Source organism: Pseudoalteromonas shioyasakiensis, assembly GCF_001550135.1.
Lineage (GTDB): Bacteria > Pseudomonadota > Gammaproteobacteria > Enterobacterales > Alteromonadaceae > Pseudoalteromonas > Pseudoalteromonas shioyasakiensis.
Genome location: NZ_LRUE01000008.1, coordinates 1 through 12,306, shown reverse-complemented (window position 1 = coordinate 12,306; position 12,306 = coordinate 1). Strand labels below are relative to the sequence as shown.

The following is a 12,306-nucleotide window of genomic DNA, read 5'->3' as shown; positions in this document are numbered from 1 at the left end:
CAGTTGGTTGCGGGAGCCGGATTTGAACCGACGACCTTCGGGTTATGAGCCCGACGAGCTACCAGGCTGCTCCATCCCGCGCCTGAAATTATTAAGTTTATTTTACTTCTTGCTTAATTTAAGAAGTCAGCCAATTCAGAGAATTGGTTGCGGGAGCTGTGAAGGTGAAGAGTGAATGCCTCACGCCGTGACGACGACCTTTATAGTTCCAACATTGCACCAATTTTTATAAAAATTGGTTGCGGGAGCCGGATTTGAACCGACGACCTTCGGGTTATGAGCCCGACGAGCTACCAGGCTGCTCCATCCCGCGCCTGAAATTATTAAGTTTATTTTACTTCTCACTTAATTTAAGAAGTTGGTTGCGGGAGCCGGATTTGAACCGACGACCTTCGGGTTATGAGCCCGACGAGCTACCAGGCTGCTCCATCCCGCGCCTGTAATCTCTAAGTAACATAAGCATGTTATTGCTGCCCTGTTTCAGAGAGAGCGCTATCATATAGCAATAAGATTAGAAATCAAGGGTTATAGTGACAAATTTAACTCAAACGAACAAAAAGCACCCAAAACAAAGCTAAAAAGCACGCTGATGGGGACTAATCATTTTTTGCCACTCCCAATCAGGGTGACCCATCACAATAAAGTCAGGGTTTTCTGTGCTTTCTCGTTGATTGTAAGTTAACGGGTTGAATTCGGCATCGGTAATACAGCCACCAGCTTCTTCTACAATCACTTGTGACGCCCCAGTATCCCACTCACCCGTTGGCCCGATACGTAAAAAACAATCAGCTTTACCCTCTGCGATGATACAAGCCTTTAATGAACATGAGCCTAATGCCACCGTCGCAAACTGAGTATTTAAATACTGGCTGACCGCTTCAATTTTTTGTCTGCGGCTTACAGCTAAGGTTAAATTATCGGGTGTTGCTACCGAAATTTGCTGATCTTGGCCATTTTCACGTTTAAATGCGCCATTTTGATAACTAGCAAAATAAGTCACTTGTTTCGCTGGCCAATGGATAACACCCAGTACTGGGCGATTATTTTCAACTAAAGCGATATTAACTGCAAAATCACCGCTTTCGAGAATAAACTCCCCGGTACCATCCATAGGATCAAGCAGCCAATAACGGTGCCAATCTTTTCTGTCTGCCAGCGCCGGAATAGGTGTTTCTTCTGACATAATTGGAATATCAGGGGCTAGGGTCTTCAAACCAGCCATTAATACATCGTTCGATGCTAAGTCAGCCTTGGTGACCGGAGTATGATCTGACTTTTGCTCAGCACCAATATCATCCTGCTGATAAATGGCCATAATGGCATCGCCTGCTTGCTCAGCTAACCGAATACACGGTTCTAAAAAATCATTCATTGCCCGCTCCCGACTCTAAGTACTTTGTTAATAATAGCAAAGCTGCGACACTTCGTGCTTCAGTAAAGTCTTCTTGTTGCAATAATGATTGCCAATCAGTTATTGGCCATTTTACAACGACAAGCGGTTCAGGCTCATCACCAGGTAAGGTTTCAGGGTAGAGATCTTCAGCATATAAAATATGCATAGTGGCATTAAAGTAACTCGGCGCCATGCTGACTTTTTTAAGTTCAGCGAAATGCTTAGCACCAAAACCAACTTCTTCTTTAAGCTCACGGTCTGCAGCTTGTTGTGGTGTTTCGCCTGGGTCAATTAAGCCCTTTGGAAAACCCAACTGATAATCATTGGTGCCTGCACAATATTCTCGCACTAATAACAGTTCGTTATCGGCCGTTACTGGCACAATCATAACTGCCCCTCTGCCACCGCCACGAATTCTTTCGTATTGCCTTTGCTCATCATTTGAGAACTTCAATTCGAGAGATTCAACAGTAAATAGTCGACTTTTAGCGACAACTTCATTAGACAAAATTTGCGGTGGTGTAGGATGCTTTTTCTGTGTCATTGGCATTAATTTGCTATCATGGCAGTTATGCTCATCATAAATCTTTTAAAGTGAATTGCCTATGTTAAATTGGTCAAAAATCGATACTGTGTTGTTAGATATGGATGGCACCCTACTCGATTTGCATTACGATAATTACTTTTGGCTAACTGTTATTCCCGAGCAATATGCGCGTAAACATAAAATCAGCTTAGACGAAGCAAAAGCTGACATTTTACATCGTTATCAACAAGTTCACGGACAAATTAATTGGTACTGCTTAGATTATTGGCAACAACAACTTGATTTACCAATTATGGCGCTGAAACGTGACATTCAACATTTAATCAGAATTCGTGAAGATGTTCCGCCATTCTTAACTGAACTGAGAAAAGCAGGCAAACAATTGATCATGCTTACTAACGCGCACCCAGATTGTGCCATGTTAAAGTTTGAACATACTGCTATCGATAATTATTTAGATGGTGTGATCTCAACTCATCAATATGGCGTGAGTAAAGAGCATCAACCATTATGGCAACAAGTACATCAAGAATGGCAGTTTGATAAGGAACGGACTTTATTTGTGGATGACAGCCCTGCCGTGCTAGATGCGGCAAAAGAGTTTGGTATTGGTCATATACTTGCGGTTGCCAACCCTGATAGTCAGCAACCGCATAAGCAGTTCGATGGCTTTTTATCAACCATCGACTTTCGCGAGCTTATACACGTTGAATGATTACTTCGGGTAACGCTGCTCTAAGCCTTGGTATACAAGTTTTGCAAAATCTGCATGCTCTGTATCGAGGCTTTTTACCACTTCAACTAAGTGCTCGTTATCTTCTTGGCCATTCCACACCTTGATATAGCTACCGTCTTTGTAGCCATGATCTTGGCGGAAGAAGTTCAAGGTGTTTTTACCAACGTAGCCACGGTATAAATCATCGATATCCATACCGATTTGCGCCATACAACCTGCAAATGCAGCTGCATTAAAACTCTTTTCAGCAACAGCTGATGCGGCTAATAATTCGAGTGTTTGTTTAAAATCATCGGCTTGAACTGGTGCACTTAACTCAGTTTCAAGTTGCGCAGCTAACTGCTCATAGCTGGTTTCACCATCAATGCGTAAAGATAAACCAAAATGGAAAATATCAACTAACTCTAAAATAACTTGTTCTGTATCTGGGGTTTGTTTCTTCCACCACTTCCAACCGTAGTGGTCAAGCATTTCAGCACACTCAACCCAAATTGCACGATACCATTCAAAACCTTGGCTAAACCATTGCTCATGAACTTTGGTATTCATCGCATTTTGCATCTCGAGCATAACAACGAGTTTTTGTAAATTAGCAGACATTCTTTATCCCAACTTGCATTTTTTATTTGCCTATATACTACAGTTAAATTTGAGTTTGATGTAGGTAAAGATGAAATAAATCCCGCAACAATCAGGTCATCTTTGCAGTTGATAAAAATAACCGAGGAAGCCCATGTTTAAATCTCTACTCATTAGTGCACTGTTTGTACTATCAAGCCAAGTTATCGCTGCAACTGCGACCAATATTGCGGAGTCAGCAGAGCAAGTTAGTCCGTTATTACCTGGCTTAACGGTGCCAAATGTTGAATTGAAAGACCAATACGGTAAAACCGTCTCGCTAGCTGAGCGCTTTAAAGAAAAAACTACCGTGCTGATTGTTTATCGTGGTGGCTGGTGCCCATATTGTTCAAAACAATTGGCCAGCGTGCAAAAAATAGAGAAAGAATTAGCAAGCTTAGACGCGCAACTAATTGCCGTTTCACCAGATAGCCCTGAAAAACTCGCTGAAACAAAAATTACAGCTCCTAGCTATCAATTGCTTTCTGACGACAGCCTTACTTTGGCGCAAACGTTAGGTTTAGCATTTTATTTAGATGACAAAACAGCAAAGATTTACCGTAATAAGCTTGGGGTTAACTTTGTCTCGTTAGAAGGTGAGCCAAAAGTAGCACTGCCAGTACCCGCAGTATTTGTGATAGATACAAATGGGTTAGTTCATTTTCAATACGCCAACCCAAATTACAAAGTACGCTTAACAGAAGATTTATTACTAGCCGCTGTTAAATCAGTGAGCGAGCAATAAATTAGCTACCGATAAGCAGGATATGCTTCTGCTTATCGGCTTTGTGTAAATTCTTGCCAAGATTCAATTAAATCAACAAAATCTTCAAAGCCACAGCCACTGCATAAGCCTTCTTCTTCAAGCATTAAATCATCATCTTGGTAGGCAACTAAGTCTTCGTTGTCTTGATGTAATGCATGCGCTTCGAATAGCGCTTCGTCTTTATTTAAGATCAAATCAATTTCTTGACCTTGTAAGGTTAAAGACTCATGACTGCTCTTAACAGCAGAGATCAACGCTTGCACCATCGCGATTTTTTCTTTTCCGACTTCTTCGTTTAGCCAACGGCCTACAATGGCGTGTTCAGAGGAAATTTTAATGCGTAAACCGCTAATAGGGTCGCGGATAAATTGATATTCCATGGAGGGTACTCTTAATACGTTATCTACTAATTATACCGTTTGCAGCTAAACGTGGCGAGTTTAGTCGCCTTAAAACAACTCGAGCGCCTAAGTGGCGCTCGAATTTGTGCTATTTAAAATAGCTAGAGTCGCGATTTGAAGCGCGCAGCATCAATAATCGCCCATAGGTATACGATTGGCAGTAAAATAAAACCAACTGCCACATAAATTAGTGCACCACTAATAACCCATGCTAAAAAGAATGCAATAGCCGCCATTAAACGACCTTGTACCAATTGCCCTAAACCGGGAAAAAAGATATTACATATTGCTGCGATTACATTACCGCCAGAACCTTGCTCTGCCATACTAACCTCTGTAGTTTTTAATGATTATACTTTTTATAATCACACTTTATGCCAACTTATTATGACTTACAAATCAAAGTGTTAAAAAGTAGCGTTATTTTGATTTTAGTTCTTTTAGCTAAAAATCGGTCAAATTCACAATTTTTATACTGCAATTTTAATAACTTGCCAAAATAGCTGTTTATAAAAACAGTATTTTATTTAGCCTTGCATAAACACCTGTTATACTCCACCCATTATAGATTGAAAAGGCGTAACGATGGACGTTTCTGAATTACTCGATGGCTTAAATGACAAACAACGGGATGCAGTCGCAGCCCCATTGCAAAATATGCTGGTACTTGCAGGTGCAGGTTCTGGTAAAACTCGAGTACTTGTTCATCGCATCGCATGGCTCATGCAAGTTGAGCAAGCTTCTGCATACAGCATCTTTGCGGTAACCTTTACTAACAAAGCCGCGAAAGAAATGCGCACTCGTGTAGAAGAAACGTTAAAAGCACCTGTTGGTGGTATGTGGATTGGCACTTTCCATGGCTTGTCTCACCGAATTTTACGCGCCCATCACCGTGAAGCAAACTTGCCTGAAAGCTTTCAAATCTTAGATTCTGACGATCAACAACGTATGATCAAACGCTTACTTAAAGCGATGAACATCGATGATAAAAAGTGGCCAGCAAAACAATTTGGTTGGTATATCAGCGCGAAAAAAGATGAAGGTCTACGTCCTAAAGACATTCAAGCCTACGATATTAATGAGCAAATGATGCTGAAAGTCTATGCTGCATATCAAGAGGCTTGTGACCGTGCAGGTTTAGTCGACTTTGCAGAAATACTGCTGCGCTGCTACGAAGTACTTAAGAATCACCCTACTCTTTTACGTCACTATCAACAGCGTTTTGCCCACATGCTGGTAGACGAGTTCCAGGATACCAATACAATCCAGTACGCTTGGTTAAAATTACTCGCAGGTAACACCAACAGTATTATGATCGTAGGCGATGATGACCAAAGTATCTATGGCTGGCGTGGCGCAAAAATTGAGAATATCAAACGCTTTTTAACTGACTTCGAAGCCGAAACCATTCGCCTTGAACAAAACTACCGTTCAACGGCAACAATATTAAAAGCGTCAAATGCGCTGATCAAAAACAATGCTGAACGCATGGGCAAAAGCCTGTGGACTGACGGCAATGATGGTGAGCCTATTTCTGTTTACGCTGCGTTTAATGAATTAGACGAAGCGCGCTTTGTTAGCAGCAAATTACGTAGCTGGCTAAATGCAGGTAATGCATTACAAGACGCCGCCATTTTATACCGTAACAATGCGCAATCTCGTGTACTCGAGGAAGCAATGCTACAAGAAGGCTTAAAATACCGTATTTACGGCGGTATGCGCTTCTTCGAACGTCAAGAGATCAAAGATGCACTGTCGTATTTACGTTTAGTGGGTAACCGTCAAGATGATGCTGCTTTCGAGCGCGTTATTAACACCCCAGCCCGCGGCATTGGTGATAAAACGCTAAGCCATATCCGTGATTGCGCGCGCAATGAATCATTGCCACTTTGGTATGCCGCAAAGGCTATTGTAGAGCAGCAGCATCTATCTGGCCGTGCAGCAAGTGCCGTCACTAAATTCTTAGAACTTGTTGAGCATATCGAAGATAAAATCAGCGATCTCACCTTAGAAGAGCAAGCGAAATACGCCATTCAAAGCTCGGGGTTAATGGCAATGTATCAAGCTGAAAAAGGTGAAAAAGGCCGTGCCCGCGTAGAAAACTTAGAAGAGCTTATTAGTGCCTGTGGTCAATATGAACTCCCTGAAGATGAAGAGTTCAGCTCACCACTACAGGGCTTTTTGGCATATACCTCACTAGAGTCTGGCGAAGGTCAAGCTGACGAGCACGAAGACGCGGTACAAATGATGACTCTGCACTCAGCAAAAGGCCTAGAATTCCCACTGGTATTTATGGTTGGTGTTGAAGAAGGCATGTTCCCATCACAACAAAGTAATGAAGAGTCTGGTCGTTTAGAAGAAGAACGCCGCCTCTGCTATGTTGGTATGACTCGCGCGATGGAAAAACTATATATTAGCCACGCAGAAAGTCGCCGTTTATACGGACAAGAAAAATACCATAGCCCATCACGCTTTTTACGTGAAATGCCTGAAGACTGTATCGAAGAAATCCGTATTAAAACACAGGTTTCAAGACCGCCTGCGGCAGGTCGTTTTAGTCCATCAGTAACACATGCCGCATTTGAAGATAGCGGCTTTAACTTAGGACAACGCGTATTACACGCCAAGTTCGGCGCAGGAACCGTACTCAATTACGAAGGCAGCGGCGCACAGTCACGTATTCAAGTGAACTTTGACGACCTAGGCAACAAATGGCTTGTAACACAGTATGCAAGACTTCAAGCCTTATAATGAGTATTTAACAGCACTGTGTAATGATCTGGTGATTGCAAAGCATCGCCAGCTTGTCATTGTGCAAGGCAGCCAAACTTGGTGCTACCAGTTTGCAAACCAATTAGCGCTTAAAAATAGCTATGTTTTCAGTAGCAGCTCATTATTAGCAAATAGTGAGTTTCCAAAACATGCTCACCAAATTCTTGGCCAAGAGTTTCATCACGCAATTTTTGATGGTTTTAGCGGCTTATATGCCGATAAACTAGCCGCGCTTGCAGGTACCGTAAAAGCAGGCGGTGTACTGATATTATTGCTGCCCGATGACGATAAGTGGCAAGACCCAGCACTCACAAGTATTACCTCTTATGGCGAAGAAATTAAACACAGCTTTTTTAATCAGCGTTTTTTCGCCAAGCTAAAATTGCAGCCACATTATTTTTCTGAGCACTCGCTTCCTATTTACCAATCAGTATCGTCAGCAACTGCAGAGATAAATTATCAGCAACAACAAGCATGTGTTGAGCAAATTATTAAAACCGCAACAGGGCGCGCTAATCGCCCTTTTGTGATCAGTGCAGACCGAGGTCGTGGTAAGTCAGCTGCTTTAGGACTTGCAGCAGCAAGTCTTCAAGATAAAAAAATCCTTATTTGTGCCACCCAAGCCAAAGCCGTACAAACAAGCTTTAAACATTTAGCCGCTGAGCTTGGTGTTAGCAAAGAGCAAAACTGTAAAGAACTAGCTAACCTTAGCTATATTGCGCCAGATATACTGCTACATGAAAAGCCTGATTGCGATCTGTTATTTGTCGACGAAGCTGCGGCGATTCCGGTTCCTATGCTATTAGAGATACTAAAAAGTTATCCACGAATCGTATTTGCGAGCACTATGGTTGGTTATGAAGGGAATGGGCGTGGTTACACGTTACGTTTTTTACATTACTTACGTAGCCAATATAAATCTCTAAAGACTATTACTTTGGATGAGCCAATTCGTTTTGCTAAACATGACCCTCTCGAAAATAGCCTACGCGAACTATTACTACTCGATGCAAAGTACCTAGATACGCAGAGTGGTAAGTCTTACCAATTTGAAAACATAAGCAAGGATCAACTCGTTGAAGATGAGCAGCTACTTAGCCAAATTATGGCGATACTGGCGCTGGCTCATTACCAAACCACGGTAAACGACTTACGCCAATTGCTTGATGCCCCAGAGTTACAGCTATCGATCTGCAAACAAGAAAATGCATTAAAAGCCGTTTGCTTAATCGCTATTGAGGGTGGCTTAGCACCAGAAATCGCAGAGCAAGTAATAAAAGGAAAGCGCAGGCCTCATGGTCATTTAATGGCGCAAACTCTGACTCAATTGAGCCGAAATACAGAAGACTTGTGTAAACGCTCAGCGAGAGTTGTGAGAATAGCTGTTGCACCTGAATGTCATCAACAAGGTATTGGCTCAGCCCTGTTAAACTACTGCGAAAGCCAAATAAATAATTGCAGTTATTTTGGTGCCAGCTTTGGCGCAAATGCAGCGTTAGTTAAGTTTTGGCAAAGTAATGGCTTTAATATTGTTAAGCTTGGATTTAGTCATGACAAAGCAACGGCCGAACATGCTGCTTTAGTGATTAAAGCGTTAGATAAGCAAAGCACAGATAGCACAGCACTCTTAATAGAGGAATTTAAACAAGACCTGTCTTTGCAACTCCTTGGTCACTTTAGCTCACTTCCTTGGCAGCTTATTGCAGAACTATTCAAAGGCTTACCAAAAACTGACTATTCTACTGCCTTAAATACAAGAGCTGAGCGACTGTTAACCGGTGACATTAGCCTCTTCCAAGTACAGCCATTGCTATGGAAAATGATTTGGAGCACACCAATTAGTCTAAATTTATTAGATGAACATACAAAATTCATCCTTATTCGACTAGTATTACAGCAAACCTCTGTAAATAGCTTAATCGAAGAAGCCGGTTTTACAGGTAAAAAAGACTTAGACTCACAGTTCAAAACCGCAGTGCAAGGTTGGTATGCTCACTATAAATCACTTCAAAATAACAGCCATTAAGTGTTTATGTATTTGTACCTTGCTGCTACCTCAGATAGCTTTAGCTGAACACGCACAGCCTACCATTAAACTCGGGATGTCCACTGCGCTCACCGGACCTGCTAAGCAAATAGGCGAACAACTGGCGCTTGGCAGTAATATTTACTTTAATAAAATCAACAAAGAAAACGGTATTAATGGGCAAAATATCGATCTGATATTAGCTGATGATGGCTACGAGCCAAAAAATACCGTAGTGAATACACGCGAGTTTTTATTTGATCAAAAGATCCATGCGATTTTTGGCTCTATGGGCACACCAACAGCCCATGCAATTAAGCCCCTGCTAGATAGACACCGTATTCCATTTCTCATGCCATTTACAGGCGCTGACTTTTTACATAACAGCTCAATGCCGAATGTATTTAATCTTCGTGCGAGCTACCAAGATGAAGCCATAGAGCAAATTAACTACCTAGTTAAGGAGCGTAAGCATGAAAAAATTGGCTTAATGATCCAAGCCGATGAGTTTGGTTATATGGTAGAGAGCAATCTCGTTAACGCCCTAAAAATACATGGTATTAAACCTGTAGAAGTCACGCGATTTAAGCGCAATAGTGATGATATTTCAAAAGCTTTAGCGCTTCTAAAAGAAAGTAAGGCAACCGCAATTTGTTTAGTCGGCACCTACGAGCCTCTCGCTGAATTTGTTAATGCAGCGAACAAACAAAGCTTCAACCCAGACTATACTTCAGTATCTTTCGTATCGAGTCATGACTTATATCAGCGAGTTAAACAGCCAGCCAGCATTATGGTCACTGAAGTGGTTCCCGACCCTAATAACTGTAAAAATCCTTGGTGTAAGCAGTTTATTGAAGATATCGAGCCTTATCACACGAGTGCGAATAGAATTATATTTGAAGGTTATTTGAATGCCGTTGCATTGGTTAGCGCTGCCCAAAAATGTCCAACGCCTCTAAACAATCAATGTCTGCTGACTGAGCTAAATCGCCTCTTTACCGACACATCAGATTTCGCTGATCTATTTAACACTCACACTTCTGGAAATAACAAAAAAATCTACCGCTCATATTTTAAAAGTAATTAGGTTAAACTACGACTAAATTACAATAATGTTCTATGCTATAGAGACTTAACAAGGCTTTGAGGGAAATATGGATCTGATTAATTTTCGAGTTGGCCAAAAGACCATTTCACTAAAAATTCTCGATATTCTTCTAACTGAGCGTTACGAAGGAAATTTAACGTCGTTGCCAAATGAAAATAAAAGCTTCATTGGGGTTAAAGATTATATGGAAACCCCAACGCCTATCTTTGATTTAGGAATTGTATTAAACAATCACTCAACCAAAGAGACCAATGCCGAATTATCCGACCTTTTAGTCGAAAGAGAAAAAGACCATTTAGATTGGCTAGATGCCTTAGAAAATAGCTTAGTGACAGGTGCACCTTTTACAAAAGCCACAGATCCAGACAAATGTGCATTCGGTCGTTGGTATAACAACTTTGAAACCGATAACGAAGACTTACAAAGTATCTTAGCCAAGTTTGATAAGCCACACCGTGAATTACATGCTATGGCCGGTGAGTTATTAGAATTGCAAAAAAGCCAACCTCACGACAAGGTGATTAGCCTATTTGCAGAGAAAAAGCGCCAAACATTCAACCAGCTTATTAGATTGTTTGAATCGGCACGTGAGCAGATCATTCTTGATTACAAGCCAATCATCATCTTCACCACAAAAGACGGCGTAACACCTCATATAGGCCTTCTAGTCGACAAAGTAGAAGACAATATCAACGTAAAAAAAGAAGACATCAAACCGTTAGACCAACTTACCTCGGTTGGTTTTGATGTTGATCCGCAAACTAAAAACATGATGCGCGGACTAATCAAAATGAAGCATAAACACAGCTTATTATTAGACCCAAGTGCCATCTTCCGCCCAGAGCACCTCATGCGCCACGAAGCAGAAGAAACCGAAGAGTATGGGCTTTTTTAGTCCCTAGTTAGCGAGTTAGAAAGAGTAAAGTTAGTGAGGGGAAAGTTGAAAGGTCTGGCGTAGGTTGGGTAGAGCGCAGCGAAACCCAAGGCAGAGCTATCAGCTTTCAGCCGTCAGCGATCAGCCGCGAGGTGTGGGTGTTTGGTGCTGCGTCTTCCTCTAACGAAGGTTCTAGGTTCTAGGCAAAGTGTACTTGTAGGAATGGCTTTAGCCATGAATATATTTTTTGGTCTAGATTCGGCACTGAAGTGCCTCCTACGGGGGTTGTTGCTGAGGGTGACTCAGTTACATAACAACCCGGAAGATCAACTAACATCTATTATCTGACGTCTCTTGTCTATTTGGCACTGAAGTCCCCCTACGGAGTTTGTTGCTGAGGGTGACTCTGTACTAAACAAACCAACAGTTCAACTTTACCCTTGCTAACTAACAACTCGCTAACTATTTAGCCGTGAATGTGTTTGTTATGGTCTGATTCGGCACTGAAGTGCCTCCTACGGGGTTTGTTGCTGAGGGTGACTCTGTACTAAACAACACCACAGTTCAACTTTACCCTTGCTAACTAGCAACTCGCTAACTCGTTGGGTTTCGCTGCGCTCTACCCAACCTACCTGAAGAATGAATAGGGCACGTTGTATGGATAGCTCTAGACGCAAAAAAGCCCGACTCTTTCGAATCGGGCTTTCTCTTATTTGGAGCCTGGCGATGACCTACTTTCACATAGCAGCTGCTACACTATCATCGGCGCTGTTTCGTTTCACTACTGAGTTCGGCATGGGGTCAGGTGGGTCCAAAACGCTATTGTCACCAAGCAAAAGGCGTGGAAAGGATTCTCGACAAAGCGCGTAGCGCTTACGAGTCCTTTGCGCAAGGTGAACTGATTTCGCGTTAAGCGTTGCGGTTCACCCTACATAAATCTGGAAATCTGATATTTTCTTACAGCTTAAAGCTTATAGCTTTCAGCTTCGTAAAATCTACTTTAGTTTCTTAACTTCTGTCGTTACGCTGTCATAAAACGCGTTTGGCGTTGTATGGTTAAGCCTC

General features: G+C 42.0%; 11 protein-coding genes, 3 tRNA genes and 1 rRNA gene. 6 read left to right on the top strand and 9 right to left on the bottom strand.

Annotated features, from left to right (window positions below; translation table 11 throughout):
- Window positions 1-4: 4 nt before the first annotated feature.
- From PASHI_RS04095 to nudE, 5 genes are all read right to left on the bottom strand, one after another.
- Window positions 5-81: transfer RNA gene (locus PASHI_RS04095), tRNA-Met, on the bottom strand.
- A gap of 155 nt (window positions 82-236) precedes the next feature.
- A tRNA-Met gene (locus PASHI_RS04090) sits at window positions 237-313 on the bottom strand.
- A gap of 46 nt (window positions 314-359) precedes the next feature.
- A tRNA-Met gene (locus PASHI_RS04085) sits at window positions 360-436 on the bottom strand.
- A gap of 138 nt (window positions 437-574) precedes the next feature.
- Window positions 575-1,372 (bottom strand): 3'(2'),5'-bisphosphate nucleotidase CysQ, encoded by a 798-nt coding sequence (gene cysQ, locus PASHI_RS04080; RefSeq protein WP_054563939.1) that lies wholly within the window; start codon window positions 1,370-1,372, stop codon window positions 575-577.
- Window positions 1,365-1,937 carry an ADP compounds hydrolase NudE gene (gene nudE / locus PASHI_RS04075; protein ID WP_171037179.1) on the bottom strand — a complete coding sequence of 191 codons (573 nt, stop codon included), beginning with the start codon at window positions 1,935-1,937 and terminating at the stop codon, window positions 1,365-1,367. Before nudE ends, cysQ begins: the two co-directional genes overlap by 8 nt.
- A gap of 61 nt (window positions 1,938-1,998) precedes the next feature.
- Between nudE and yrfG the strand changes: the two genes are divergently transcribed.
- Window positions 1,999-2,655, top strand: a complete 657-nt coding sequence (yrfG, locus tag PASHI_RS04070; RefSeq protein WP_062564679.1) for a GMP/IMP nucleotidase — start codon at window positions 1,999-2,001, stop codon at window positions 2,653-2,655.
- Here the strand turns inward: yrfG and PASHI_RS04065 are convergent, their stop codons facing one another.
- Window positions 2,656-3,276 (bottom strand): dUTP diphosphatase, encoded by a 621-nt coding sequence (locus tag PASHI_RS04065; protein WP_062564678.1) that lies wholly within the window; start codon window positions 3,274-3,276, stop codon window positions 2,656-2,658.
- Window positions 3,277-3,409: 133 nt separating this feature from the next.
- On the opposite strand from PASHI_RS04065, the gene PASHI_RS04060 reads away from it, so the two are divergent.
- On the top strand, window positions 3,410-4,039 hold the full coding sequence (locus PASHI_RS04060; RefSeq protein WP_062564677.1) for a peroxiredoxin-like family protein: 630 nt from the start codon (window positions 3,410-3,412) through the stop codon (window positions 4,037-4,039).
- A gap of 32 nt (window positions 4,040-4,071) precedes the next feature.
- On the opposite strand, the gene PASHI_RS04055 is transcribed toward PASHI_RS04060, so the two are convergent.
- Both PASHI_RS04055 and PASHI_RS04050 read right to left on the bottom strand, forming a co-directional pair.
- Window positions 4,072-4,440 (bottom strand): YacL family protein, encoded by a 369-nt coding sequence (locus PASHI_RS04055; RefSeq protein WP_062564676.1) that lies wholly within the window; start codon window positions 4,438-4,440, stop codon window positions 4,072-4,074.
- Between the two features lie 122 nt (window positions 4,441-4,562).
- On the bottom strand, window positions 4,563-4,787 hold the full coding sequence (locus PASHI_RS04050; RefSeq protein ID WP_054554878.1) for a hypothetical protein: 225 nt from the start codon (window positions 4,785-4,787) through the stop codon (window positions 4,563-4,565).
- Between the two features lie 259 nt (window positions 4,788-5,046).
- Between PASHI_RS04050 and uvrD the strand changes: the two genes are divergently transcribed.
- From uvrD to PASHI_RS04030, 4 genes are all read left to right on the top strand, one after another.
- Window positions 5,047-7,212, top strand: a complete 2,166-nt coding sequence (gene uvrD, locus PASHI_RS04045; RefSeq protein ID WP_062564675.1) for a DNA helicase II — start codon at window positions 5,047-5,049, stop codon at window positions 7,210-7,212.
- Window positions 7,190-9,259: a GNAT family N-acetyltransferase gene (locus PASHI_RS04040; protein ID WP_062564674.1), complete on the top strand. Its 2,070-nt coding sequence runs from the start codon at window positions 7,190-7,192 to the stop codon at window positions 9,257-9,259. Before uvrD ends, PASHI_RS04040 begins: the two co-directional genes overlap by 23 nt.
- Complete coding sequence (locus tag PASHI_RS04035) at window positions 9,222-10,346, top strand: ABC transporter substrate-binding protein (protein WP_156426455.1); 1,125 nt, start codon at window positions 9,222-9,224, stop codon at window positions 10,344-10,346. Before PASHI_RS04040 ends, PASHI_RS04035 begins: the two co-directional genes overlap by 38 nt.
- 67 nt (window positions 10,347-10,413) lie before the next feature.
- On the top strand, window positions 10,414-11,262 hold the full coding sequence (locus PASHI_RS04030) for a CZB domain-containing protein (RefSeq protein ID WP_055199374.1): 849 nt from the start codon (window positions 10,414-10,416) through the stop codon (window positions 11,260-11,262).
- A gap of 697 nt (window positions 11,263-11,959) precedes the next feature.
- Here the strand turns inward: PASHI_RS04030 and rrf are convergent.
- Window positions 11,960-12,074 (bottom strand): 5S ribosomal RNA (gene rrf, locus PASHI_RS04025).
- Between the last annotated feature and the right edge of the window lie 232 nt (window positions 12,075-12,306).